The sequence below is a fragment of the Vibrio sp. MMG023 genome (assembly GCF_021654215.1).
Taxonomy (GTDB): Bacteria; Pseudomonadota; Gammaproteobacteria; order Enterobacterales; family Vibrionaceae; genus Vibrio; species Vibrio jasicida.
Genome location: NZ_JAKFZP010000001.1, coordinates 927,764 through 952,817, shown reverse-complemented (window position 1 = coordinate 952,817; position 25,054 = coordinate 927,764). Strand labels below are relative to the sequence as shown.

24 protein-coding genes are annotated in these 25,054 nt (G+C 44.5%); 16 read left to right on the top strand and 8 right to left on the bottom strand.

Features of this window, described 5'->3' with window-relative positions; genetic code table 11:
- Positions 1-6: 6 nt before the first annotated feature.
- The gene (fliJ, locus tag L1076_RS04065; RefSeq protein WP_237303191.1) at positions 7-447 is read left to right on the top strand and encodes a flagellar export protein FliJ; all 441 of its coding nucleotides are present in this window, start codon (positions 7-9) and stop codon (positions 445-447) included.
- Positions 448-470: 23 nt separating this feature from the next.
- Here the strand turns inward: fliJ and L1076_RS04060 are convergent, their stop codons facing one another.
- From L1076_RS04060 to L1076_RS04050, 3 genes are all read right to left on the bottom strand, one after another.
- A complete protein-coding gene (locus L1076_RS04060; protein WP_237303190.1) occupies positions 471-2,696 on the bottom strand; it encodes an EAL domain-containing protein in 2,226 nt (741 codons plus the stop codon).
- 123 nt (positions 2,697-2,819) lie between these two features.
- The gene (locus tag L1076_RS04055) at positions 2,820-3,860 is read right to left on the bottom strand and encodes a serine protease (RefSeq protein ID WP_237303189.1); all 1,041 of its coding nucleotides are present in this window, start codon (positions 3,858-3,860) and stop codon (positions 2,820-2,822) included.
- A gap of 127 nt (positions 3,861-3,987) precedes the next feature.
- Positions 3,988-4,878: a LysR substrate-binding domain-containing protein gene (locus L1076_RS04050; RefSeq protein ID WP_045407498.1), complete on the bottom strand. Its 891-nt coding sequence runs from the start codon at positions 4,876-4,878 to the stop codon at positions 3,988-3,990.
- Between the two features lie 143 nt (positions 4,879-5,021).
- Here L1076_RS04050 and L1076_RS04045 point away from each other — a divergent pair, with 143 nt between their 5' ends.
- Together L1076_RS04045 and L1076_RS04040 are read left to right on the top strand one after the other, a co-directional pair.
- Positions 5,022-5,960, top strand: coding sequence for a DMT family transporter (locus tag L1076_RS04045; RefSeq protein ID WP_237303188.1), 939 nt, complete (start codon positions 5,022-5,024; stop codon positions 5,958-5,960).
- Between the two features lie 356 nt (positions 5,961-6,316).
- Complete coding sequence (locus L1076_RS04040; protein ID WP_237303187.1) at positions 6,317-7,267, top strand: XRE family transcriptional regulator; 951 nt, start codon at positions 6,317-6,319, stop codon at positions 7,265-7,267.
- Positions 7,268-7,273: 6 nt separating this feature from the next.
- On the opposite strand, the gene L1076_RS04035 is transcribed toward L1076_RS04040, so the two are convergent.
- On the bottom strand, positions 7,274-7,984 hold the full coding sequence (locus L1076_RS04035) for a diguanylate phosphodiesterase (RefSeq protein WP_237303186.1): 711 nt from the start codon (positions 7,982-7,984) through the stop codon (positions 7,274-7,276).
- A 7-nt stretch (positions 7,985-7,991) separates the two neighbouring features.
- A complete protein-coding gene (locus L1076_RS04030) occupies positions 7,992-8,177 on the bottom strand; it encodes a hypothetical protein (RefSeq protein ID WP_038876398.1) in 186 nt (61 codons plus the stop codon).
- A 255-nt stretch (positions 8,178-8,432) separates the two neighbouring features.
- On the opposite strand from L1076_RS04030, the gene L1076_RS04025 reads away from it, so the two are divergent.
- From L1076_RS04025 to L1076_RS04005, 5 genes are all read left to right on the top strand, one after another.
- Positions 8,433-8,873 (top strand): SRPBCC domain-containing protein, encoded by a 441-nt coding sequence (locus L1076_RS04025; RefSeq protein WP_038868406.1) that lies wholly within the window; start codon positions 8,433-8,435, stop codon positions 8,871-8,873.
- 87 nt (positions 8,874-8,960) lie between these two features.
- The gene (locus L1076_RS04020; protein ID WP_237303276.1) at positions 8,961-9,713 is read left to right on the top strand and encodes a phosphatase; all 753 of its coding nucleotides are present in this window, start codon (positions 8,961-8,963) and stop codon (positions 9,711-9,713) included.
- 100 nt (positions 9,714-9,813) lie between these two features.
- Entirely contained in the window at positions 9,814-10,203 is a 390-nt protein-coding gene (locus L1076_RS04015) for a cytochrome b562 (RefSeq protein ID WP_005436021.1), read from the top strand.
- A 173-nt stretch (positions 10,204-10,376) separates the two neighbouring features.
- Entirely contained in the window at positions 10,377-10,736 is a 360-nt protein-coding gene (locus L1076_RS04010; protein WP_063344780.1) for a hypothetical protein, read from the top strand.
- A gap of 151 nt (positions 10,737-10,887) precedes the next feature.
- Positions 10,888-12,327: a PepSY domain-containing protein gene (locus L1076_RS04005; protein WP_237303185.1), complete on the top strand. Its 1,440-nt coding sequence runs from the start codon at positions 10,888-10,890 to the stop codon at positions 12,325-12,327.
- A 51-nt stretch (positions 12,328-12,378) separates the two neighbouring features.
- Here the strand turns inward: L1076_RS04005 and L1076_RS04000 are convergent, their stop codons facing one another.
- From L1076_RS04000 to L1076_RS03990, 3 genes are all read right to left on the bottom strand, one after another.
- Entirely contained in the window at positions 12,379-12,762 is a 384-nt protein-coding gene (locus L1076_RS04000) for a VOC family protein (protein ID WP_237303184.1), read from the bottom strand.
- The gene (locus L1076_RS03995) at positions 12,755-13,684 is read right to left on the bottom strand and encodes a LysR family transcriptional regulator (protein ID WP_237303183.1); all 930 of its coding nucleotides are present in this window, start codon (positions 13,682-13,684) and stop codon (positions 12,755-12,757) included. The genes L1076_RS04000 and L1076_RS03995 overlap by 8 nt, the downstream gene beginning before the upstream one ends.
- A gap of 77 nt (positions 13,685-13,761) precedes the next feature.
- Positions 13,762-14,235 carry a hypothetical protein gene (locus L1076_RS03990; protein WP_237303182.1) on the bottom strand — a complete coding sequence of 158 codons (474 nt, stop codon included), beginning with the start codon at positions 14,233-14,235 and terminating at the stop codon, positions 13,762-13,764.
- 286 nt (positions 14,236-14,521) lie between these two features.
- On the opposite strand from L1076_RS03990, the gene L1076_RS03985 reads away from it, so the two are divergent.
- The 8 genes from L1076_RS03985 (at position 14,522) to L1076_RS03950 (ending at position 24,851) form a co-directional block, all read left to right on the top strand.
- Complete coding sequence (locus tag L1076_RS03985; protein ID WP_186174893.1) at positions 14,522-15,205, top strand: spondin domain-containing protein; 684 nt, start codon at positions 14,522-14,524, stop codon at positions 15,203-15,205.
- A 10-nt stretch (positions 15,206-15,215) separates the two neighbouring features.
- The gene (locus L1076_RS03980; RefSeq protein WP_045407521.1) at positions 15,216-15,911 is read left to right on the top strand and encodes a spondin domain-containing protein; all 696 of its coding nucleotides are present in this window, start codon (positions 15,216-15,218) and stop codon (positions 15,909-15,911) included.
- Between the two features lie 146 nt (positions 15,912-16,057).
- The gene (locus L1076_RS03975) at positions 16,058-16,789 is read left to right on the top strand and encodes a response regulator transcription factor (protein WP_237303181.1); all 732 of its coding nucleotides are present in this window, start codon (positions 16,058-16,060) and stop codon (positions 16,787-16,789) included.
- 43 nt (positions 16,790-16,832) lie between these two features.
- Positions 16,833-18,227, top strand: a complete 1,395-nt coding sequence (locus tag L1076_RS03970; protein WP_045423063.1) for a HAMP domain-containing sensor histidine kinase — start codon at positions 16,833-16,835, stop codon at positions 18,225-18,227.
- Between the two features lie 491 nt (positions 18,228-18,718).
- Positions 18,719-20,125, top strand: a complete 1,407-nt coding sequence (locus L1076_RS03965; RefSeq protein WP_039975774.1) for an aminotransferase class V-fold PLP-dependent enzyme — start codon at positions 18,719-18,721, stop codon at positions 20,123-20,125.
- A gap of 63 nt (positions 20,126-20,188) precedes the next feature.
- Positions 20,189-21,121, top strand: coding sequence for a transporter substrate-binding domain-containing protein (locus tag L1076_RS03960; RefSeq protein WP_038868423.1), 933 nt, complete (start codon positions 20,189-20,191; stop codon positions 21,119-21,121).
- Positions 21,118-23,445, top strand: coding sequence for an EAL domain-containing protein (locus tag L1076_RS03955; protein ID WP_038868426.1), 2,328 nt, complete (start codon positions 21,118-21,120; stop codon positions 23,443-23,445). The genes L1076_RS03960 and L1076_RS03955 overlap by 4 nt, the downstream gene beginning before the upstream one ends.
- 212 nt (positions 23,446-23,657) lie before the next feature.
- Entirely contained in the window at positions 23,658-24,851 is a 1,194-nt protein-coding gene (locus L1076_RS03950; protein WP_038868427.1) for a glycine C-acetyltransferase, read from the top strand.
- Positions 24,852-25,054 lie beyond the last annotated feature (203 nt).

Here is a 25,054-nt window from a genome sequence, read left to right as displayed (position 1 = left end):
TAGCAAATGGAATCAAAGCTAAAAGCCGTCGGCAAGTTGCGGCAAATGGAAGAAAAGCAACGGGATAGAGTAGGGGAGCAATTAAATTTGATGCGTCAGCGTCACTCTCATCTTGCCGTTCAGTTAGAACAGCTTTCCGCTCTTAAAGTTCATGCGGGACAATCGGCGTTGACAACGCCAGTGCTCAATAGTGCCACCTTGATGAACTTAAATCGTGTCGACCAGATGCTACAAAAGATGTTGCGTCACCATGAGCAAGAACAAGCGGTAATGCAGGCTGAGTGTGCTTCGGTACAAAAGCATCTTGAATACAAACATGCTCGAGTTCAAGGGTTAGACAAAGTCCTCGAACGCTGGCGCAACAAGCAGAACTACGAAAAATTGAAGAAAGAGCAAAAGCTGATTGAAGACATCATTAACTCTCGCTTAAAGCGCAAAATCTTATAGACGAAATCTGATAGCGTGAAGCGTCATAATGTGACCGCTTCCGACCTTGTAAGATGTTGTCTCTGTTCTTCGATTTCAAACAATGTATTCAAATAAGCATTCATAGGTAAGGGCTTCGCGACACCATACCCTTGTGCGAAGTCGATGCCTAAGTCTTGTAGAATCAGGCTGTGTGCGGGAGTTTCGACAAATTCAGCGACGGTTTCTAAGTGCATCTCTTTAGCTACAGTCGCAATCGAACTGACGATCAAACGATCGGTCTCGCTCTCTGTGATTTCACGAACGAATGCCCCCTCGATCTTCAAGATATCCAGCGGTAGACGACGCAAGTAAGCAAAGCTTGCGTAACCGGTGCCAAAGTCATCAATTGCGATTTTACAACCGAGTTTACGTAAAAGATTCAAGGTCTCTATAGCTTGTTGTTCATTGATCAATGCTGACGATTCGGTGATCTCAAAACAAATCTTATCTAAGGGAATATCGAAGCTGTGTGCACTCTCAATGATACGAGAAGCAAGGTTTTCCGCGCTTAGTGTTTTAGCCGTAAGGTTAATAGCACAATGCCCTATCGTATCCCAGTTTTTGACTTTGTCGCTCAGCATACGGAAGGTATTCAGAATCACCCAATGATCGAGTTTGATTTCCAATCCGAATTGATTGATCAAAGGAAAAAATGCGGAAGGTGTCAGTACTTTTCCATCTTGTTCTTTTAGGCGAAGCAGCACTTCAAAACTTTGTTTACTCTCTTCAGGCCCTGAAAGTCGCATGTATGGTTGGCAGAACAGTTCGAACTGTTCTCGTTTAAATACTTGCTGAATGTGGTTCAACTTGTCGACACGGTCCATTTCAAAAGATTGCACGTTGACCCAATGAATGCTGCTGTCGCTCTGTGGTGGTTGATCGCACAGAATTGATACGACTTTTTCAATATCTTGCCCTTGGTTAACGACCGAGCAATAAACGGTTGGTGAGACTAAGGCGACAGACGTTCCACGCCAGTAAAACTGGAAGCTTTCTAAATATTCCACGACTTCTTGAAGTTCTTGTTCTGCAACATCGGAATAGTGAGTGAAACTTAGCAACCCTGTGGAAAAAGGCGGACGATAGCAACGATTGATGCTTTCATTTCGCGAATATAAAAATTCGCTCAATTGCATGATGAGTTGTGATTTCCCCTCATGACCTAAGTCCGTCAGCATCGACAACGTTGGTGTCAGGTCGAGATAAATCAGCAATGAATAAGACTGATGGCTGATGTCTTCTTTTAATTGAGCGATGTTTGACAGGCCGGTGTACGGGTCAATCCTTTCTGAGTGGATTTGTCGTTGAGTCATCTCGAAGAGCTTCACTGAGTAACCGCCTAACAAATACGCGAGCGTGGTCAATACCGCAATGATGACAAGCAGGCCATAAAACTGGTCAGCATAAATTCGGTCGGCATTGTAGTGACTGATGCCGTCATGAATCACCAACAGAATGAATGGAGAGCCCACAAAAAGCGGTCGAATTAATCCGTGTTTGGCTAATCCAATTACGACCAGTAAGACCGCAAAGAAGCTTAACGAGTTGAGCATAAATGAGGATGAAGAAAGAGCGGCGGCAATAAATAAAAGGACGCAGCTTGCCAACCAAGCTAAATACTCCCGGCAGCGAGAGTTGGACACCCTAAGCCTTTTATCGAGTGCGAGATAAGATTGAGTGTCTGTATCGGTAATAAGGCTGACCATTACATACAAAATTGGGGTGACGAGTAATTGGGTCAAGTAATTGCCAAGTGTGGCATAAAACAAAAAATCAGCACTCAAAAAGCGCCCGTCAACGAAGGTATTCACCAGCATCATTTTTATGGTATTTGCGAACGGGAACAAGCAGCCTACGATGACAAAAAATAAGCTGATCCGTTGTGCGGCTGGTTGATGAAGTGAGCGGTTATTGAGGTAGTGGAACAAACTCGAAAAAACAAAAGGCAATAGAGGGACGGTGAGAGCGTAGAGTAAGGCATGTTCTAGACTACGTCCCGTTCCGATATAGTAAGCCAATAAACTCAGAATAATGGCAGGCAATGCACGCCATTGATAGCGCAAGCAGCTGACGATCATCACGGAGCTGACCACAGAGATAAGCTGAAACGCATCTTTCTGGATAACAAACATTTGCGAGAGGGCAAACCCAGCAAAGATGGACAACGTGACGCCGAGAGTCAGGAACAGCATCGCACTCATATGGCGACTCGATGCGGCATTATTCATTAGTTTGATCTGAAAATAGTTGGGTAGCCGATAATAACAGGATTATCGGCATCAAATGAACTGGAATATACGTACTTTTAGAGTTTTTATTCTACAAAGTGTAACTGTGGATGAAGCTACGTGCTACAAGGGCTGGCGGCGACGTAACCATACGAATAAGCTGCCAAGCGTCAGTAGGCCAAAACCGACAGAGCCACCATCACTGCCATTATTACCGAAGTCATTGCTTGTGGTGTCTTCTGGGTCAAACCCAGAGTCGCCTTGACTGTGATAATCTTCCCTTGCCGCTAAAGCAGCGTCGTAATTTGTCTTCGCCCCAGCACTGGTTTGGGCTTCTATCCAAGGGGTGTAATTGAGCACTTCAGTAAACACGCTTGGAATGGCAGGGGACTCACAAACCGATGAGCCGTAACTGACGATACCGATTTGTTGATAATTACCGCTACCATCTTGATACGTTAACGGGCCGCCTGAATCACCACTACATATCCCCGTGTAAGCTTGGTTTGGGAAGCCGTTCGCACACAAACTTTCTTGAGAGTTAAAACCTGAAACCAGTGAAGAACATTGTGAATCTGTAAGAGGTTGGATTTCTGCCCAGCGCAGGTAATTCGGTCCTGTCGCATCGTTGGTAGAGGTTTGACCAAGGCCAAAGATTTGGAACACTGACCGGTTACTGTAGTCACCAAAATCCTGTGGCAATGTGATGGATTGGACGTTGTCTGTGATAGGGCGGGTTAGTTCCAATATCGCGATGTCATTGATCCACAAGTTACTCGCGTTGTAATCGGGATGAATCGTGATAGCGCGTACGTCTTTGAATTCTTCAACAAACACATCATTCATGGTTGGGTTTTTGACTAAAACTCGAAGATCATCGATTGTCCAACCATCGGTAAACACGTCGGATTCGACACAGTGTGCGGCGGTCATGATGTATCTATCATTGACGATGGTACCACCACAGATGTTGGCAAACTGACTCGAGCCAGTACGGTGTAATATCAGGCGAGCAAAGAAAGGAAGTTGATTGGCAGTGGCTTGTTGGCCGCCAATAATAAACGTTTTTAAATCCGAGTCATTTGCACTGACTGCTTGTTCTGCGGAGCTTGTCATTGGCACAATGAGTAAAACGCCACTTATTAAGACATGATACAACCTCATAAAGCCATCCTTGGAGTTCAAAAGTACTTCTTTTACTTTATACCAATTCCGGCATTAATCTATTCACTACAAAAACGAATAAATTTCATAACGCCTATAGACGACGAAACGACGGGCTGCGCTCGAATTAGCTGAACTCTTGCCTCAACCAAGATCTCAACAAATGAAATGCCTCTTGTTTGAGCTTATGGGGTGGGCATACAAAGTAAAACTGTTGATAGGGGTTAGTGATTGGCTCACCCAATTCCACTAATTGTCCATATTTGATGTCGTCTTTCACAAACAAGCGATGTGTTACCAATAAGCCCAGCCGTCGAGTTGTGGCTTGCACAGCTTGAATCGACATGTTGAAGGTCATTGGTTTTTTGTGGGTAGGCCGCAGTAATCCTGTCTCTTCTTCCCAAACTTGCCAGTCGTGCTTTCTGCGATCGTTAGTGACTTCAATAATGGGGTAAGTTGATAGCAGTTGTTGAATGTCTCGATTATCAGGTTGCGCTAGTAACTCGGGGCTGCACACCAACACTAACTCATCTTCGCTCAACTTTTCACAATAGTAATCTTGCCACTCTTGAGGGCTGCCATGCACCACTGCGGCGTCAATGCCTTCCTGCTCTAAACGGAACTGCCCAATCAGATTGGATAGGCGGACATCTAACTGAGGAGCGAAATCTTGCAAGCTCGACATGCGTGGGATCCACCAGTGCAACGCAAGTGAGTTGACCATATTAAGTGTTATCCGTTTGGAATTTTGGTCGTGGATTAAGGCTTCGGTGGCATCAACGATTTGTTCAAGTGCCGGAGCTACTTTTCGGTAGTATTTTTTGCCTTCATTATTGAGGCGAACTTGGCGACCAACACGATCAAATAAAGGCTTGTTGACTTGGTTTTCTAGAGATTTAATGGCTTGGCTAACAGCGGAATGGCTAACAGAGAGCAGTTGAGCCGCTTCTGTCATGCTGCCAGTCTCTGCTACAGCAACAAAGGCATAGATCGACTTCAATGGGACTAATTTGCGCATAGTGTCTTCACTCCTATTACCTTTGTAGTTAGCGGTAGGTTGACTCTTAATATGTAAGTTTTTCTTACATTAGCGTTTAAAATAACTCGCTATTTCTGATTAATTCCTTTGCCTAAAATACTCCATGAATTAAGGAGTATCCAATGAACGTAGAAAACAAACCCATCGTCTTCATGTTGATGTCTACATTAAGCTTATCTGTTACTGGCTTGTTAGCAAAGCAGCTTAGCAATGATTTTTCGGTCACCATGTTCAGTTTTTTACGCTTCTTTACTCCAGCGCTCATTCTGTTAGTGATGCTACGGTTCAAAAGACTGAGGTTACCGACAGCCAGTACGTTTAAACCCATTTTACTTCGAGCTTTTTGTATTGGGCTGTGTCAGCTTTGTTTTATTGCCTCGTTACAAACGCTAACTCTTGTTGAAGGCGTGGTCCTTTTCGCTACTGGACCACTGTTTATGCCAATCGTCGAGAAGCTATTTATGCGCGGTCAGATACGAATATCGACCATAATGGCACTTGTTATGGCATTTACTGGAGTCATCCTGTTGGCAGGCTCTGATGGTGAGTTTACATGGCGAGTCGACCTGTTATTGGGCTTGGCGGGTGGTTTGTTTAACTCGGGTTCGCAGTTGACACTTTATAAAGCCAGTAAGAGCGGCATGTCGCCACTAGAAATCAACTTCTGGACGTTCGGTTGCGCTGCTTTACTGATATTACCGCTGGTGCTCTTCAATGATTCAAATGTTTTATTGCACTCGCTTTCATTACACGAATTTGAAACACCGAATACATTGCTTGTCTTTTTGATGTCTCTTTTGATCATCAATACACAGGTATTTCGTTCAAAAGCGTATCAGTTAGTTAGTAGTGGCTCTCAACTTGCACCGCTTATTTTCACCAATCTACTGTTTACTGCAGTATGGCAATGGGCGTTTTTCGATGACCAAATGAGCCACAGACAAATCATAGGCGTGACTTTGATTGTCCTTGCGACAGTGCTGAACACTTGTTGGGGCCGGTTATTAGTTGCGCATAAGGCTCAAAATCGAACTGTTAATTTGTTTAAACGTATTGATTAACGAACATTAAGTGGAAAATCGTTCTCGACAATATTGTTTAGAGTGACTTCAAAAATTATGTTTTATATTAATAGCTGTTTCGTATTTTATCTTATAATAACTTCCAGTATACATAGGATAATATCTTTAACAAAAATCAACTGTGTTAGCATCGGTTTTTTAGTATCGAAGGAGCTGCTAACCTGACGCCTTATTATCTTAGTGTATGATCCACTCATTACTAAAATCTATTAATCTTAGTCAGTCATAGTTAAATCTCGAAAGGAAAACATGAATGACTGTATGGCTTGTTATTGGCAAAGATACTGGTTAATAGGTTCGCTAATAAATAAAAATACAGTTTTAGTGGTGAGATTATGAGTTACAATTTCGAAAGGGAACTTGCTTCTTGGTTAGAGGAGCGAGAAATTTCTAGAAAAGAGTTGATCGCGATATTACAACAATCATATTACGATGACTTTAAAGGTTTAGACTCAATTACATTAAGTCGGTGGCTAACAGGAAAAGTCGTCCCTCCATTATACAAGCAGTTTCTTATTGCTAAGTCTCTTGAACAGGATCTTTCGGACATCATCGTTACCATTGACGAAAGTGAACAAAAGAGCCCGTCTCGTTACTCGGCAGTCCTGACGAACCTCATAAAAGCGTTTGATTTCTCGCTAACCGCTTTGTCTTATAATCGTATGCCAGACAAAGTGACCAGTGAAATTAAATCTCACACATACTATGAACATATCGAATTATTTCATGACTTCTATGACAATGTGTCTGCGCTACGTGGCTTTATTGACGAATTGTACGCGTTAAAAAATGAGGTTAAATACAAGGGAATCCTATTAAAAAACAGTCAAGGTGACATAGTTGGACATTGGGCTGGCATCTTAAACTTAGAGAAGTTAGATAATCTTCCATCTTTTATTCCTATTCCAGAAAACGAACTAAAGCGCAGTTGTTTGGTCAAGTTGGGCCATGCTATGAATTCAGAACATTTCTTTGAGTTAGTTGTTCAGGCTATTTGTTATTATTTGCTAAGGCAATGTAAGTCTAAAGATTACGTCTATATTTTCATTGCCGGATATCCCATTCTAGAGTTTTCAAAAAAAGTATTTAACGCAGAAGAAATAAAATATTATCCCCCTGTTGATAATAACCAAAGAATGGGATTGTACCTTGTGAAGTTCGATATTATTAGATCAATTTCTAATCCTGTTTTAATTCCAAAAATTAAAAAGAAACTTCGCTGTTTGGAATTGTGTAATTTTGTAGAATGCAATAGATGTAATCTCAAGGACTTCCGTCAGGAGTGATTTTTCTCAAAGGCTCACTGCGATAGTGGTATATAAGAACCCCTGTAAACCCCAGAACTGGACATCACTTTGGGTAATTTGCTTGCGTGCCACTTGCGTTTCAACACGTTCGATGATTAATTTTGTTCGTGTCCTCTTGCTCAGTGCCAGCACTCTGTTGTAGTAATCTGCTTCATCAGAGTGTTCTACTTTCAGGAAGTGATAGAAGCCGGAAAGGAGCTCTTCTTCTCGAAAGTCAGAGTTTAAATCATAGTCGTCAACGGCCAGCAACACTTTTTGTTTTTGCAGAAACTCAAATCCTTTTCTGATCTCGGAACAGCGCTTACATGAATCTCTTTCCGTTATTTCAATCACCAAATTCGCCTTTAGATTTTCTAGGCTGTTCTTGAGAATGACGATATCACACAGCAAATATTTATCGCATAGGTTACTTCGCTCAAGGTTTATGAATAGATGTTTCCCTTTAAAGTCGCATGCATGGCGAGCAATATACCTATCTAAGCGTGCGATTAATGCTCGGCTCATGTGCGGGTATTTGATTTCTCGATCGTACACTTCGGTTGCTGCGCTATCTGTTAAATTAGCGGGGTTAATAAGCACCTCATATCCGAGATTTACTCCGCCTTCATCGACAATTTCTTGCAGTTTGTAATTGATGTCGATGAGGTTGATGCCGTTGTTTTTTTTGTTTAAATAGTCTTCAATCAAAAAACACATGTGTTTGCTATTCCATTTTCTTGAACATGATGGTGATAAACTCCATCTCTTCGTCAGAGATAAGCGGTTTCTCATCGATTAACGCTTTCCTTCTAAATTCAATTACGCCTTTTATTTCGCGTAATTGTTCCGGCTTCATTTCATTAATGCATTGTTTTATATATTGAAATTCACCGTTTTTTAAGCCGTTCATGTTTTGTCCGTTGTTAGTGCTTCACTTTGTTTCTATCTCGATCCATATGGCGAAGTTTAATGAAAAGCACCAAATATTGAGTTGGCAGAGTTGTATTTATTATGCAGCGACTGCTAAATGTCGCCTTCGTGGCTCCTTTGCATGCGAACTTGCCCATTGATGTCGGGCTTCGCAATTCTTCTTCTGGTTACAACCGAATTGTTTGATTTTTAATCAGGATGAACTAGCGTCAAGAAAGTAGCTAAGGGAGAGAACATGCTGACTTTAAATTATCACGTCGAGATTGCAGCCACGCCGCAGCGCGTATGGAGCGTGCTGACGGATATCGAATTGTACAAACGATGGGCACAAGCTTTTTCACCACAATCTCAATTTGATGGCGACTGGGAAGAGGGAGGGGATATTACTTTTTACGACCCAGACATGGGGGGGACTCGGGCAGTAGTGGACACTGTTTTGCCACTGCATAAACTTGAGTTTCATCATGTTGCCATCTTCAACCCAGACAATAGGCAGCAATTAGACGCTGACTTGGCTTCTAAGTGGATCGGATCACGGGAGATCTACCAGATCGATGTGCTGCAAGATCGCTTGTTGCTCAGTATCACCATTTCTACCCATAGTGATTTTGTGTCGATGTTCAATCATGGTTGGGAGAAAGCATTGCCGCTGATTAAAACGATCTGTGAGGAATAAGATTAGATTTCGTCCCAATATTGGGCTGACGATCACTGACATGTGGGTATACAATAGCCGCCAGTTTGTGCGCCAAGAGAGTTGATGATGGAATTTAAGGTTGATACCCACACGCATACGTACGCTAGCGGTCACGCTTACAGTACGTTGATTGAAAACGCTAAATCGGCAAAAGAGAACGGGCTGGATATGTTTTGCACGACCGACCACGCGGAATCAATGCCGGGTGCGCCTCATTACTGGTTCTTCTCTAACCAGAAAATTCTGCCTCGCTTTCTTGAAGGCGTTGCCATTATTCGCGGTGTTGAATCTAACATCATGAACACCAAGGGTGACATCGATATTCCAGATAGCGTTGATCGCAACTTGGATTGGGTGATTGCTAGCTTTCATGAGCCAGTGTTCCGCCCAGCAGATAGTGCTACGCACAGTGAAGCTCTGTTGAACATCATCAAAAACGGTCGCGTTGACGCGCTAGGCCATTTAGGTAACCCCAACTTTGACTTCGATTTTGAAGCTGTACTGAAGTGCGCTAAAGAGCACAATGTCGCGATTGAAATCAATAACACCACTTTGAAAGGTAACAGCCGTGTTGGCAGCGTAGACCGTTGCCATGAGATTGCCCAAATCGGTAAAGAGCTCGGTGTCTTCTTCACCACAGGCAGTGATGCGCACTTCTGCCACGATGTGGGTAACCTGAGCTTGGTGGGTGAGTTAATGGATAGAGTCGGCATCGATAGTGGTAAAGTTATTACGCACTCAGCACAACAATTCTTAGCCTTCTTAGAGCTGCGTGGCCGTACGCCAATTGCAGAGTATGACGAGATTCGCAACGCATAAACTTGATTACATTTTTGGTTATGCAAGTGTTAAGGGATTGCTTTACACTGCTCGCATTAAAAAGCCGGCTCAGAATTCGGCATTCAATGGAGAAGTGAAGATGTTACGTCCTTTAGTGTTGGGGTGTGTCATTGCGTTAGGCTCAACGTACGCAATGGCAGAAGCCGTCGACTTAAAACAAAACATGAAGCAGATGAAGATGGAATTCAAACAGGCGGCAGAAGCGTCTGATGTTGAAACCATGAAATCTGCGATTGATAGTTTGCAAGCGATCGTTGAACAATCTAAGCGTGGTAATTACCCACCAGAGAAGTTCGATATCTACCTAGAAGGTTTTAACAAGCTGACGGTAACGCTAGATAAGATTGAAGCGGATCTTGATGCGGGTAAGCTAGAAGAAGCGAAAGACCAACTGCGTGAAATCGATAGCCTTCGTGAAGAGTACCACGACAAACGCAACCCAAGTATCTGGAGCAAACTGTTTAGCTAACCGTTTATCCAACTTGAAGGAATGACCATTAGCCTGCCACTTCGGCGGGCTTTTTTGGGCCTGTCAATCGAGGTATTCAAGAAAACCTGTGAGGTAGCAGCCACTTATTGATCCTGTTTTTGAGCTACCACTCAGAATTGGTTACGCTGTGTGAAATTTGTTAAGTCACCGTTATGCGTAGATTAATTCCTTTTTACCGCTCGATGTTATTTGCTAGTGCTCTCAGTTGGGTGCTAGTGACGCTGATGCCTGTTATCAATGCTCATGGTAACAGCATGGGCGTATGGGCGACGCTATGTACGCTTAACGGTTTTGAATTGGTTCAAATAGAAGAGGGTGACAACTCTGTCAGCCACAAAGGTAAGCCTTGTCCTTTTAGCCACTTCTCGACTTTTCATCACGATACACTTCCAACGACACCAATACTCTCAAGACTGAGCTTGGTGATTTCTGACAGCTACGCTTATTTGGCTCTAAGTGTGCGATTTGAAACACCAGTTCCTCGAGCGCCGCCAGTTTCCCTTTTCTCATAACAAAAACCATTACAAGTAAAGTCACATAACACTGCCACTTCGAGCAGTCGTACTCCCAAATCTAAGTCAAATAGCGCCGCATACGAATGCGTATGTGCAGGATTCTTTTGGCTGAATTTGGGCGTTTAACTATGAAAAAAGGAAAATACATATGTTGAGAAACTCGGCAAAGCCTCAACTTAAGGAAGCCTCGCGCGCAAAATCCATCTACTTTATGACGTGGCGATGGCACTTCTACGCAGGGTTATTCGTTATCCCGTTCATGCTCATGCTTTCCCTTACAGGGTTGGTGATGCTGTTTGATGATGAAATCGAACTGGCTCGATACGAGAAGACATTGCATGTCATACCACACGAAAAAACCGTTACTGTCTCTACACAATTGGAAGCGGTAAAGCAGGCGTATCCCGATTTTAATGTCACTCAATTTGTACCTGCAAAAACGGCCGATATCGCCAACCGATTCTCGATTCAAAACCAAGAAGGTAGCTCACTGATTGTTGCAGTAAATCCTTACACAGGAGACGTACAAGGCACCATTGATCGTGGTGATAGCATCTATGAACTGATGAACAGCATCCATAGTACGTTGCTTATTGGTGACCTGGGTGACCGTTTAATTGAAATCGCCGCAAGTTTGGGCATTTTACTTTTGGTGTCTGGTTTGTACCTTTGGTTACCTAGAGACAACGCCAGCCGCGCCGGCTTTTTGAAAATTCGCCTTAACAATGGCCCTCGAATTTTGATGCGTGACCTGCATGCGAATTTAGGTGGTGTGCTGTCGATTGTTCTGTTGTTCTTTTTGATTTCAGGTTTGTCGTGGGCAGGGATCTGGGGTGCGAAAATGGTGCAAGCTTGGAATACCTTCCCAACCTATTACACATGGGGTGAGAAACCGGAATCCACACTGACACACAAAGATCTCAACCACGGTGCTTCAGAAGAGATGCCATGGAACTTAGAGCTCGCTGCTGTGCCAGAATCGAAAGATAAGCCCGCTCATGATCATGCCAATATGAAAGAAGAGATGGCATACGCAGGCAGTCATGATGCGCTCTCCATTGATGATATCATCCTCAAGGCCGAAATGATGGGCTTTACGGGCTATAAGCTGTTTTTGCCACGCTCTGAGACGGGTGTTTACACCGTTGCAGCTAACTCTATGGGTGGCGATATCTCCGACCCAAGACAAGATCGCACTAGTCACTTTGACCAATATTCTGGTCGCTTGTTGGTAGATGTAACGTGGCAAGATTACAGCCTATTTGCCAAGTTCATGGCGGCAGGTGTGTCACTGCATCAAGGTGATGTCAGTGTGCTTAACAAAGTGCTCAACGTAGTGTTCTGTTTGGCGTTCATCTTAATCTCAATCACAGGCGTGGTGATGTGGTGGATTCGTCGTCCTAGTCGCAGTGCAGCTCTGGGTGCGCCACCTAAATTTCAGCAAGACGGCATTTGGAAGCTTGGCTTAGTAACGTTGGTAGTATTGTGTCTGGCGTTCCCGATGGGCGGTTTGGCGATTGTTACAGTACTCGCATTGGATTGGTTGTTGTTCAACCGCGTCGAGAAGCTGAAAACGGCGTTGAATTAGTAACAGATAAAGAGTGGAATAGTAAAAGAGCCAGCGACGTGCTGGCTCTTTTTATTTCTGGTAAATCTCTAGCGGCAAGCTATCTGGATCTTGGAAGAAGGTAAATGCTTTACCTGTGAATTCGTCAATACGAATTGGCTCAACTTCAACGCCATTCGATTCTAGGTAGGCTTTCACCTGTTCAACATCATCAACCAAAAACGCGAGATGTCGTAGCCCTTGTGCTTCAGGAAAGCTCGGTCTCTCTGGGGCGCCCGGAAAGCTAAACAATTCAACTTGGCTGCCGTCAGGTAAAGCAAGGTCAAGTTTGTATGAGTCTCTGGTTTCACGATAGTTTTCAGCAATGACTTTCAATCCCAACACTTCAGTGTAAAAGCGTTTTGACCTGAAATAATCGCTGCAAATGATCGCGACGTGATGAATGGCATTAAACATGGTTAGTATCCTCAGAGACTAAATGCTCCTTAACGAAGTCGATAAACACGCGCAGACGAGCAGGCATGTATTTGGTTTGTGCATACTGCATCGCGATAGCGCCGTGGTAGTTACTCTTGATCATCCAATCCGGTAGCACCTCCACCACTTCTCCTTGCTCTAACGCGTCTTTGATCACGAAGTCATGGAAGATCCCAATTCCCAAGCCAGACTTAACCCCATTTAAGCGCATTTGAGAGTGGTTGACGGCGTAGCGTCCACTTACTGCAATCGAATGAAAGGCTTCCTCTTTAAAGAATGACCAGATGTTGTCTTTGTCGTTCTCGGCAAGGTAAATGCAGTCGTGTCGCTCAAGCTCGGTTGGGTGCTCAGGCATACCGTGTTTGGTGAGGTAATCTGGAGAAGCACACAAAACCAGGTTGGTCTTGCTGATTTCTTTGAGGACCAGATTCTCATCGGGTTTGTCGGTGAGCTTAAACGCGACATCAATACCTTGGCGGAAAAGATCAATCTCACCATCTGCTGCACGCAGCTTAAGCTGTATATTTGGATAACGTTCTAGGAATGGCAACACAAACGGTTGAAGCACCGAATTAAGAAATGCTTCAGGGGCTGCCACTGTGAGTGCGCCTGTTGGCTCAGCATGATCTTCCGCAGACAGCTCAACGGCTTGCTGCGCGGCATTCACCATTGCGATGCTTTGGTCGTAAACCTTTTGCCCAGCTTGAGTGATGATCAACTTACGAGTCGTGCGCTCAAACAATTTGACCGAAAGCGCTTGCTCTAATCGCGTGATCAACTTACTTAAAGCCGATGGCGTCACGCCGAGTTGTTTAGCAGCAGCGGTAAAACTGCCTTCGTTTACCACCAAGATAAACGAAGCAAGATCAGGAAGTAGGGCAATGAGTTTTGGATTAACCATAATTGTTCAGTTCTGCGCAGCGGAATAACGATATTGTCTGGTACGGTTTCACGAGGTTCAAGTGTCACCGTCTCGCTTTAACGATATTTTGCCAAAAATGCATTGAGTGCAGGCAAGCCAGATTCACCAGTATGGTATTGCTGCCAACAGTGATAAATGGCCGTTTCGTGGTCTGCAATCAACTCGATAGCTTCTTGCTCAGCGGTTGAATACTGTTGTGAAGCTTTCACTTCTTCATGCCACTCTCGATACTTAACCTCATAAGGCTTCACCCACTTCAAAAGCGTCGCCACCAACTCTTGCCTTGGTAAAGCAATCCACTTGGTTGCATCTGCCACGCCTTTATCCAGCATCTCTTGGTGTCGACTTTCTATATCCATGCCATTTGTCAGCAGTACAGGTTTGAGCTTTTCTGCAGTGAGCTCTTCCACTGCAATCAAGGTTTGCCACAGCGTTTGTTGTTCACTTTGGGCGTAATGGCTCAAGTAGTGGTTGAAAAAAGCGATGCCGTAGATTTCGCCATAGTAGGCAGACAGAACGTTATGAATCATGGTGATAATCGTGATTTAAACAGAGAATATCGCATTGTAGGAGGGGAGCACACGAAGTGTAAATAGCTGATTAAGAGTAAAAATCGCTGCTGAAAAAATCGAACAGAACTTGTGAGAATTTTATGAGAATTCGATGAAGTTGCTGATAGATTTGCTCGTCATTCTTAGAGGCAAGAACGCAAAACGTTCGAAACGTAATGCTTAACCTACTCAAGTCACGAACAAAGAAGTAAAGCCGTACACATGGGCTTGGGTAGTTCAACCCTCATTAAAGGATGGAATCACAATGAAAAAACGTACCCAACTCGGACTCGTCATGACTTCAGTCGCTATGGCACTAGGCTCTGCATCAGTGAATGCGGCGGAATTGGAAATCACCGTGACAAACGCAACCAAAGGCATCTACTTTACGCCACTTATTGTTGCTGCACATGGCTCTGATCTTCAAATGTTCAGAACGGGTCAAGCTGCAACGCCAGAACTAGAAGCCATGGCAGAAGGCGGCGATATCTCTGGTCTTGCTAGTGTGATTGGTAACGCTGGTGGTGCGGTGGTTGAGAACCCTGCTGGTGGTATTTTGAATCCGGGTGTTGCAACCACCTTCACCTTGGACAGTGGTGACCACGGATATCTTTCTCTGAGCGCGATGTTGTTGCCAACCAATGATGGTTTCGTCGGTCTGGATAGCTGGAAGATTCCAACGGAAGCGGGTACATACCGAGCAACGCTTAGAAGTTACGATGCTGGTACAGAAGCGAACGATGAACTTGCGTCTAGCATGCCAAACCCACCTTTCATTACCTTTGGTACTGGCGGCACAGGCGTTGAAACAACGGTAACTAACGACAAAGTTCACGTGCATCCGGGTAACCTTGGTGATAGCGATCCAACCGGCGGCATCAGTGATCTAGACAGCAGCAGCCATCGTTGGCTGAACCCAGTCGCAACCATCACAATCGTTGTGAAGTAAGGGGGGATGTATGAAAGTCAGAATCTTACTAGTAGCAGCTTCAGTCGGCTTGCTTGCTGGTTGTCCAAGCGATGATGATAACGACGTAGTGAAATCGTACCGTTACACCGTCAACGTGGCGAACTTGACTGCGAATCAACCTATGTCTCCGCTTGCGGTACTCACTCACAATGGTGACTACCAACTGTTTGAAATTGGCCAAGCGGCATCTGTTGAACTTGAGCATCTTGCCGAAGGTGGTAGTAACGCCGAGCTGATTGAATTGATGAACAGCAATGACAGTGTCTATCAAGGTATTTCAGGTAATGGATTGGTATTGCCTGGCGCATCGGACGAAGTCACCATCACGGTTGACCCTAGTCGTTACGGTTACTTGTCTGTGGCGTCTATGTTTGTGAATACCAACGATGCCTTTGTTGGCGAAACGGGGCTATCGCTCAAATCGCTCGCAGTGGGTGAAAGCTACGAAATGAGCATGAACGTTTGGGATTCGGGTACAGAGCTAAACGATGAGCTTGCCGAAACCATTCCGGGCCCAGCAGGTGGCGGTGAGGGCTTCAATGCCGCTCGTAATGACAGCAGTGACGTTGTTGCCTTCCATGCGGGTGTTGTTAGCCAAGATGATGGATTAGCAAACTCAGCACTCTCTGCGAACCATCGTTTCTTGAACCCAGGTGCGAAAGTCACCATCACTCGAGTCGAGTAACACAGGCTCCGATGACGTCTCCTTTCCAAAGCGCTTGTAGCTGAGCGCTTTAGCCCTCATGGCGTCATCGGAACCTTTTTTGAAAGAAATGCGTGCTTGTTCCGGTCATCTGCAAAATGAGGATACTCGAAGGCAAGGAAAGGACCATGGAACAACAGGCAATCAATTTAGTCGCGAACATTTTGCTGGTGGAAGATGACGATGATTTGGCAGAACTGGTTCAGATGCATCTCAAGTTTCAAGGACACCAAGTGGCGCGAGCAACAAATGTCGCCGATGCGAAAGCGCAATATCAGCAACAACCCTTTGATTTATTGATCCTTGACCGAGGTTTACCAGATGGTGATGGTCTCGATATCTGCCATTATTTGCGTCAGCAACAAGATTGGAGCCCAGTGCTCATGCTGACAGCCAGAGACGGTGAAATGGACAAGGTTGACGGTTTAGAAGCGGGTGTTGATGACTACATCACTAAGCCATTTAGCGTATTAGAATTCCAAGCACGAGTGCGAAACGTGTTACGCAGAGTCAGCCAAACCGCAGAAGCCAAATTAGTAGATGAAGTCCTCGAAGATGCGATGGATTTTGGTCCGCTGAGAATTATTCCGGAGTTGCACCAAGTATCCCTAAACGACAAAGATGTCACTCTTACCGCGACAGAGTTTACTTTGCTGCAGTTTCTCGCGACTCGTCCGGGTAGAGTCTACAGTAAAGATGAATTGCTCGATCACGTATGGAACACCAGTCATTCTGGTTATCACCACACTGTGTGTAGCACCGTAAATCGCCTACGCAGTAAGTTGTCTTTGTCTGACTCTGAGCATCACTTTATTCAAACGGTCTGGGGCGTGGGGTACAAGTTTCAGCCACGACAATAACTTTTCTCTTCCAGTCATTAGTGCTGTTTAAGGAGGCGATAGGATGAGCTTCAAATCTCGCTTAGTGGTATTTACTAGCTTGTGGTTTTGCCTCGCGGCGGTAGTGATTGCACTGACTTACAATTGGCAAAAAGAAACCATTGAGTTACGCACTAAGCAAAGCCTGCATAAAGAGCTAGCTAGCCACATGCGTGACGACAATCCGCTGATGATCGGGACGGATTACAACCCTAAAGCGCTCAAGTCGATCTTTCATACGCTCATGCTGATCGGCCCTGATTTTGAAATCTACTTCCTCGATAGCCAAGGCAACATCACCACTCATGCAGCACCAGAAGGGGCGGAGATCATGGGAGCGGTGGATCTCAATCCCATTAAGCAATTCTTAAATGACCAACCCTTTCCTATTTTGGGTGAAGACCCACGCAATCGTGGTGAGCACAAAGTCTTTTCTGTCGCGGCGATAGAGGAATTAGGCTCTACGGTCGGTTATCTCTATGTGGTGATTGGCAGTACCCGACATGACGCCATTGCCAATGCTCAAGTCGATACCCCTTACATCGCGCTGGCAGGATTAGTGTTGGTGTCGATTTTGGGTTTTGCATTGGGTGCGTATGTGCTGGTAAAACGCAGCTTACTGAATCCCATTGAGCGCGTAACCAATCAACTTGAACAACAAGCCGAGCATGACTTCCGCCTACAACCTGATTTTACTCGCCAAGTGCCAGAGCTCGTGCCGATTGCGCACTCTTATCAGATGATGGCGAAGCACATTCAGCAGCAGTTTTTACAGTTGGAGTATCAATCGTCTCATCGTCGTCAAAGCTTGTTGCAACTGAGTCATGATCTGAAAACGCCGTTATCGAGCGTGCTTGGTTATTTGGAAACGTGGCGCTTGCAACATCCGGAATCCGATCCTTTGATTGACGTCGCTTTCCGAAATTGTGAGAAGCTCTCTACCCAATTGCATTCGTTACTTGATGCGGCAAGAAAAGAAGCGCCAATGCCGAATTATGAATATTGCCCTGTCGAGCTTAGCGCTTTAATGGCCGAATGTGCTGAGACAATGCAAAGCCAGTTTTCACGAAAAACGGTAGAACTCAAAGTTGAAGTGGAAGATAAGATTAAAACTGTCGGCGATAAAGGGTTGCTAGAGCGTTTAGTGCTTAACTTATTGGAGAATGCACTCCGTCACAGCCCAATTGGTTCAGCAGTGCATTGCCAAGCACATTTGAGTGAAGATAAGACTCGAATTCATTTTACCTTCATTAACCATATCGAAAAGAATGCTGAAGGTGGCTCTTTGGGCATCGGCACGAAGATTGTGCAGTCTATTTTGATGCTGCACCATAGTTACCTAGAAACCAGTGTTACCCCTTCTCAGTACCAACAGCGATTTACCTTGCGAGCCGTATCACTTCCGTCTTCGGGCGCTTAGCTTAAAAGCGCCTTACTTTCATCGACCTTCTTTATCCTGCTATCTTTTGGCGTGGATAGTGGCCTTATTTATTTCTCGGACAATGATTCAATTGATTTGTTATTTGGATGGCACTTTAATAATTGTAATGAATGAACCTGAATTTGTTACAGATTTAACGTATTCAATTTAAATATTAACCTTGGCGCCCAAATTGTGATGAAAATATTACAACGTTTATTTTTGCGCGATTCAAAGATTATAAAATGCGCCATCTTTTATGTTTGTGATAAGTGTTTCAATGAATATTTCATTATGCTTATAGTTGTTTATTGTAAAGGGGTTAAATTGTTGCTTATATCATCATATGAAATGAAAAAGTGGAACTAAAGTCACTTAATGGCAGCTGAAAGATCTAAACTATCGGGTGATGAGGTAATAATGGTTTAGTAACAGATAGTTACGGATTCATAATTAATAATATGGCTAAACTTCCGACAAGGATCGAAAAGATGAGCGACAAGGAATCTATTCAGACTAATCGCAGCCGCCGCAATTTCTTAAAAGGTGCAACTGGTGCAGTTGTGGCTGGCGTCAGTGCTTCCGCATTTTCCGGTACAGTTCAAGCAAAAGAACCGAAAATTGATTGGAGCAACAACGGACTAGGTAGAAAAAACGACAAACGCTTCTGGCGTAAAGTACAAAAGCAGTTCGTATTGGATAAACGAACGACTTACATGAATATCGGCACGACAGGTTCGATGCCAAAACATGTTTTAGAAGGGTACGAAGACAACAATAAAATCGTTGCTAAGTACCCGTGGGACATGAAAGACAAGTTTGGTGCTTGGCCTCATGTTTCTGAAATGGTGACGCAAGTTGCGCCGGGCTTTGGTGCTAACCCAGATGAAATCATTCTAAGCCGCAACACCACCGATGGCTTATGTTCTATCATCAATGGCCTGCATTTTGAGCCAGGTGATGTCATTCTAACGACTCACCATGAACACGTTGCTGCAACGTCACCAATGAACGTGGCAAAACATCGCTTTGGTGTGGACGTGGTAGAAATTCAGCTTCCGGTTTTCACTGGTACAGAAAACGTCACGGAAGAAGATTACATTCAAGCCTTCCGCGATGCGATTGAAACCCACCACAATGTGCGCCTTATTGTGTTCTCTCATATTACCTACAAAACCGGTACGACTCTCCCTGCTAAAGCTATCTGTTCTTTAGCAAAGCAACACCGCATCCCAACGTTAGTTGACGGCGCGCACACTGTTGGTATGTTCGACCTAGATTTTCACGATATGGATTGTGATTTCTATGCAGGATCTGGCCATAAGTGGCAGTGTGGTCCAGGCGCGACAGGTATCTTGTATGTACGTGATAACGGTAACCGTTTAAATGAGTACTGGAGCGATCGTGAAAATCCATTGTGGTTGATCAACTCATCGCTTTCTCATGCTGATTACCTAGGCAAACAGCTACAAATGCAATACATTGGTAACGATAACTATCCGTCAAAACAAGCACTTGCTGATAGTTGTAAAATGTGGGATGAAATTGGTCGTGACCGAATTGAAGCACGCATTTTAGAATTGAGTGACCAATGTAAAACGCTGCTTAGTGAAGCGTTACCTTATGCGAAGATGTACTCACCAAACGTGGAAGGACTAACCAGCGGTCTGACGACCTTTAACCCGTTTGATGATGTGACGGATGAGGAACGACTAACATTGTTCCGTGATCGTCTTCGCGAGGACTATGGTTACATCATTCGCACGACAAGCTTCAAGTTGTACAAAGACGATTCGTTTGAAACGCATGCGCTGCGTATCTCTACTCACTTGTTCCACGATGAGAGAGATGTAGAAGGGTTAATCGAAGCGATTGCAGACCTGTACTACTCGTTCTAACGCTGTTGTTAAGTATCAAAGCGCCCTTAATTGGGCGCTTTGTGAAAGAGAAGGATATTCATCATGTCAGTGAAAACAATTAAGCAAACCATGACCACTCTTGCGATAGGGATGGTCACGCTGCTACCGATTCAGACCTTTGCTGGCGATCTGCAAGACATTAAGGACAGTGGCGTGTTACGCCATATTGGTGTGCCTTATGCCAATTTTGTTTCCTACATCGATCAAGGTGAAATGCAAACATTGACGGGGTTGGATGTCGATATCATCAAGGGATTTGCTAAATCGCTTGGCGTACGTTACCAATACGTCCCAGCCCAATGGAACAATGTGGTTGGTAAACTGACTGGGCAGCAAGTTGAATACAAAGATGCGCAATTGATGGTTGGTGAAAAGATGGCGATTGAAGGCGATTTGATCGCTAACGGCGTCACGATTCTTGATTGGCGAGCACAAATTGTTGATTTCTCGGAGGACTATTTCCCATCCGCAGTCTGGCTAGTAGCACGCACTGACTCTTCATTAACTCCGATTAAGCCAACAGGTTCTATTGATGACGATATTTCAATGGTGAAGTCACTCATTAAAGGCCGTGAAGTCTTAGCGATGGAGCATTCTTGTCTCGACCCGAACTTGTATAACCTCTATGACACCGGCGCAAAAGTGATTTTGCCGGATGGTCAGCGCCGATTGAACGAAATGGTGCCTGCCATAATGAAAAACGATGCGGAAAGTACGTTGCTTGATGTTGCAGATACATTGATTGCACTTGAAAAGTGGCCGGGGGAAATCAAAGTCATTGGCCCAGTATCAGAAAACCAAAAAATGGCGGTTGCCTTCCGTAAGGACTCTCCTGAATTAAAAACCGCGTTTAACCAATACTTAAATTCAATTAAGCAAGATGGGACGTACCAAGCCTTGGTCGAGAAATACTACCCATCTATTTACTATTTTTATAATGACTACTTCTTAGAAGATAGTAAGAAAGATATATGAGAAAGTCTGTAAAAAAAATATCAAGTCAGAAGATCATCACAGTCAGTGCGATATTGGTGTCGCTCTATTTGGCGATGATTATTACGGTCACCAGTTTAGGTCAACATAAACTAAAAGAATCACAGCATCGAGAACTCGATCTAAAGGTGAAAAGTTATGCAGGTACCCTTGATAATTTATTTACGATTGCCAGTGAAGATATAGACCATTTATCGACCGATAAAACGGTACAAACCTTCTTTGCCAACCTCGCTTCAGGCATGTCGATGGAGTATGGTTTAGGCGCAAGTTTGATCAATCTAAAACGTAAACTGCAAGAGAAATCTGAAACCAAAATCGTCAATAATCAATTGATCTACAACCAGTTAACTTTGATAGGTCTTGATGGCTCGACCATTATCACAACAGGTCAAAAGTCCGATCATCGTGTTGATACTTCGCGTTTATTGAATGATCACGACCACAGTGAAGAAGTCAGAGCGGTGCGTGAAGATGGCAAAGTACTTATCCAGGTGATAAAGCAAGTCATGTTCTCAGGCAAACCTGTCGGCTATTTGATTGCGGATATCAACGAGAAGGTAGTCATTTCCCAATTGACTAATCAGGAGCATGAAGACAGTTACAGTCGCATGGTGCTGAAGATCAATAATGTGGAAATGGAAGTATGGGATTCTATCAGCCGTAAGTTGGAACAGGAAAACATCACTGAGCCTGAAGCACTGGCTCAAGAGCTAAAAGAGAAGATCTATTTCGAAGTGCCAATCGAGCACCATCACTTTAAATTGATGGCTTGGTTTGAGTCACTTAGCGAACGCGATATCTACACGTCTCGAATATTTATTTCTGGGTTAAGTATCCTCGCAATTTTGATTGTGTTTGGCTTGTTGTATGCGTTCAACCTTAATAACACACGTGTTGAGCTGAAGATCAAACTGGAAGAAGAGAAGAAGCGCAAAGACTTCTTATCTCAGCAAAACCAACGTTTAACCAGTGAGATAGAGCGTCGTAAATCGTCAGAAATGGAGTTGGCTTACCAAGCCAAGCACGATGCATTAACCGGTTTACCAAATCGAGTTTATGGTTCTGAACGCCTTGGTTTAGAGCTGTCACGCGCTGAACGCACAGGCTCTAGTGTACTGGTGATGTTCATCGACCTTGACCATTTCAAACAAATCAATGATTCGATGGGACACTTTGTTGGTGATGAGATCCTCAAACTGAGTGCTGAGCGGCTTCATCAGGCGGTGCGGAAAACCGATTTGTTGGCACGAATTGGCGGCGATGAGTTCCTATTGGTGATTCCAGACTTAGACAATGCCGACAGTGCTAAGCGCTTTGCCGCAACTGTATTGTCTGTATTTAACGAGCCGTTTGTTTGGCAAAATCATGAATTCTTCTTGTCCGCTAGCGTAGGTATGTCTGTTTATCCAGAAGATGGCGATAATTCAGAGCAGCTACTCGCTTGTGCTGATATGGCGATGTACCGTGTGAAGCAAGACGGCCGTAATGCATTCTGCTTCTATGACCACAACATGAACCAAGATTTACAGCGTTTCTTAGACTTGGAAAGTCGCTTACGTCATGCTATTTCTCACGATTTGTTAGAGCTTTATTATCAACCCATCATTGATCTCGACAGCGGGGCGATTGTTGGAGCAGAAGCCCTGATGCGTTGGAATGACGAGAAGTTTGGTTTTGTGAATCCAGAAGAGTTTATCTCGATTGCTGAGAAGAATGGCTTGATTCATCAACTGGGTGAGTTTGCCATTCGTCAAGCGTGCCAACAAGCGGCAAAATGGCAGGACGTTACACCTCTGTTTGTGTCGGTAAACTTCTCAAGCGTGCAGTTTAGATACTGTGATCGACTTTTCGAACAGATCAAGCAGCACATAGAAGAGTCGGGGTTGTCTCCAGAATTGTTCGATGTAGAGGTGACAGAGAGCTTGTTGTTTAACCACAGCAGTGACCTGATGGAGATGCTAGATAACTTACGAACTCTGGGCGCGAAGCTCACCATTGATGATTTTGGTACCGGTTATTCCGCATTAAGTTACTTGCAGAAGTTCCCGTTTGATCGCCTCAAGATCGATCGCAGTTTCTTGCAGAACATGTTTGAGAACGAATCCGACCGTGAGCTTGTTAACGTGATTATTGCGATGGCGAAAGCGCTCAACCTTAAGATCGTTGCAGAAGGCATCGAAGAACAACGCCATGTGGATTACCTGAAAAACCTAAACTGTGAGTTCGGACAAGGTTTCCACTATAGCCGACCATTACCCGCTAAGGACTTTGAAGCACTTTTAGCTAAGCCGACTTGGCTATAATCCCTTTCATTACAACCTCATAGGAAAGCATTAACTGGATTCGTGCCTCGGATTCATTAATGCTTTTCCACCTCGAGGGATAATCGTTTTTCCTTCCTTGAATTACACTACACTTAATTGATAAGTAATTGCCTGTGATGCCCGTCACATAAAGGCTCAACCTAATTCTAATCGAGTAAAAACTCGACACTATAAACAGGAAGGAATTGCGAATGTCTTCTGCATTTTACCAACAGATTGAACAGCAAATTGAAGAAGTAAAGGCGGAAGGCCTTTACAAAGCAGAGCGTATCATCACGTCTCAACAGCAAGCGGCGGTTAAAATCTCTAGCGGTGAAGAAGTGCTTAACTTCTGTGCGAACAACTACCTTGGCCTAGCTAACCACCCAGCGCTTATCGAGGCAGGTAAAGCAGGCATGGATGACCACGGCTTTGGTATGGCTTCAGTACGTTTCATCTGCGGTACTCAAGACATCCACAAAGAGCTTGAGCAGAAGCTTTCTAAGTTCCTAGGTAAAGAAGACACGATTCTTTACACGTCATGTTTCGACGCAAACGCGGGCCTATTTGAAACTATCCTAGGTAAAGAAGACGCAATCATTTCTGATGCTCTAAACCACGCGTCAATCATCGATGGTGTTCGTCTATGTAAAGCGATGCGTTTCCGCTACTCGAACAACAACATGGAAGAGCTAGAGCAACAACTGATCGCTGCGAAAGAAGCAGGCGCTCGCCACATTCTTATCGTAACGGACGGCGTGTTCTCAATGGACGGTGTAGTAGCAAACCTACCGGCTATCTGTGACCTCGCAGAGAAGTACGGCGCATTGACTATGGTTGATGACTCTCACGCTGTTGGCTTCATGGGGAAAACAGGTGCAGGTACGCACGAGCACCACAACGTGGTTGACCGTATCGACATCATCACTGGTACGCTAGGTAAAGCAATGGGCGGCGCTTCAGGCGGTTACACGTCTGGTAAAGCGGAAGTAATTGATTGGTTACGTCAGCGTTCTCGTCCATACCTATTCTCTAACTCTGTTGCACCTGCAATCGTAAGCGCTTCTATCCGTGTTCTAGACCTACTAGAAGAGAGCGGTGACCTACGTGACCGTCTATGGGAAAACGCAGCACACTTCCGTACTCGTATGGAAGACGCTGGTTTCACAATGGGTGGTGCTGACCACGCAATCATTCCAATCATGCTTGGCGACGCAAAAGTAGCAGCAGAATTCGCAGAGCGCGCTCTAGAGAAAGGCATCTACGTAATTGGCTTCTCATTCCCTGTTGTACCAAAAGGTCAAGCGCGTATCCGTACTCAAATGTCTGCAGCGCACTCTCGTGAGCAACTAGACCGTGCAATCGACGCGTTCATCCAAGTTGGTAAGGACATGGGCATCATCTAAGTTTCGTTTCCTCTTCTTAGCCTCCTTCTAAAACTGAGGTGAGGGGTTAGATTAGAAGAAGAAAAGCGCTTACGTTTAAAGATAAAAAGGCTTTCCCAACTCTTCTGAGTCGGCTCATGGGCAAAGCCTTTATTTCTTCTTTAAACGCATTAGATGAAAGAATTTTTTGTCACGCATAGAGCGGGGCAATGTTTGGTGAATAC

Excerpts from the sequence above, each read along its gene's own strand:
- L1076_RS03995 (WP_237303183.1), bottom strand. The coding sequence starts at position 13,684 with ATGGTTAATCCAAAACTCATTGCCCTACTTCCTGATCTTGCTTCGTTT.
- fliJ (WP_237303191.1), top strand. The coding sequence starts at position 7 with ATGGAATCAAAGCTAAAAGCCGTCGGCAAGTTGCGGCAAATGGAAGAA.
- L1076_RS04060 (WP_237303190.1), bottom strand. The coding sequence starts at position 2,696 with ATGAATAATGCCGCATCGAGTCGCCATATGAGTGCGATGCTGTTCCTG.
- L1076_RS03975 (WP_237303181.1), top strand. The coding sequence starts at position 16,058 with ATGGAACAACAGGCAATCAATTTAGTCGCGAACATTTTGCTGGTGGAA.
- L1076_RS04040 (WP_237303187.1), top strand. The coding sequence starts at position 6,317 with ATGAGTTACAATTTCGAAAGGGAACTTGCTTCTTGGTTAGAGGAGCGA.
- L1076_RS03980 (WP_045407521.1), top strand. The coding sequence starts at position 15,216 with ATGAAAGTCAGAATCTTACTAGTAGCAGCTTCAGTCGGCTTGCTTGCT.
- L1076_RS04015 (WP_005436021.1), top strand. The coding sequence starts at position 9,814 with ATGTTACGTCCTTTAGTGTTGGGGTGTGTCATTGCGTTAGGCTCAACG.
- L1076_RS04045 (WP_237303188.1), top strand. The coding sequence starts at position 5,022 with ATGAACGTAGAAAACAAACCCATCGTCTTCATGTTGATGTCTACATTA.
- L1076_RS04030 (WP_038876398.1), bottom strand. The coding sequence starts at position 8,177 with ATGAACGGCTTAAAAAACGGTGAATTTCAATATATAAAACAATGCATT.
- L1076_RS03955 (WP_038868426.1), top strand. The coding sequence starts at position 21,118 with ATGAGAAAGTCTGTAAAAAAAATATCAAGTCAGAAGATCATCACAGTC.
- L1076_RS03965 (WP_039975774.1), top strand. The coding sequence starts at position 18,719 with ATGAGCGACAAGGAATCTATTCAGACTAATCGCAGCCGCCGCAATTTC.
- L1076_RS04000 (WP_237303184.1), bottom strand. The coding sequence starts at position 12,762 with ATGTTTAATGCCATTCATCACGTCGCGATCATTTGCAGCGATTATTTC.
- L1076_RS04005 (WP_237303185.1), top strand. The coding sequence starts at position 10,888 with ATGTTGAGAAACTCGGCAAAGCCTCAACTTAAGGAAGCCTCGCGCGCA.
- L1076_RS03985 (WP_186174893.1), top strand. The coding sequence starts at position 14,522 with ATGAAAAAACGTACCCAACTCGGACTCGTCATGACTTCAGTCGCTATG.
- L1076_RS04035 (WP_237303186.1), bottom strand. The coding sequence starts at position 7,984 with ATGTGTTTTTTGATTGAAGACTATTTAAACAAAAAAAACAACGGCATC.
- L1076_RS04020 (WP_237303276.1), top strand. The coding sequence starts at position 8,961 with ATGGAATTTAAGGTTGATACCCACACGCATACGTACGCTAGCGGTCAC.
- L1076_RS04055 (WP_237303189.1), bottom strand. The coding sequence starts at position 3,860 with ATGAGGTTGTATCATGTCTTAATAAGTGGCGTTTTACTCATTGTGCCA.
- L1076_RS03970 (WP_045423063.1), top strand. The coding sequence starts at position 16,833 with ATGAGCTTCAAATCTCGCTTAGTGGTATTTACTAGCTTGTGGTTTTGC.
- L1076_RS03960 (WP_038868423.1), top strand. The coding sequence starts at position 20,189 with ATGTCAGTGAAAACAATTAAGCAAACCATGACCACTCTTGCGATAGGG.
- L1076_RS04010 (WP_063344780.1), top strand. The coding sequence starts at position 10,377 with ATGCGTAGATTAATTCCTTTTTACCGCTCGATGTTATTTGCTAGTGCT.
- L1076_RS04050 (WP_045407498.1), bottom strand. The coding sequence starts at position 4,878 with ATGCGCAAATTAGTCCCATTGAAGTCGATCTATGCCTTTGTTGCTGTA.
- L1076_RS04025 (WP_038868406.1), top strand. The coding sequence starts at position 8,433 with ATGCTGACTTTAAATTATCACGTCGAGATTGCAGCCACGCCGCAGCGC.
- L1076_RS03950 (WP_038868427.1), top strand. The coding sequence starts at position 23,658 with ATGTCTTCTGCATTTTACCAACAGATTGAACAGCAAATTGAAGAAGTA.
- L1076_RS03990 (WP_237303182.1), bottom strand. The coding sequence starts at position 14,235 with ATGATTCATAACGTTCTGTCTGCCTACTATGGCGAAATCTACGGCATC.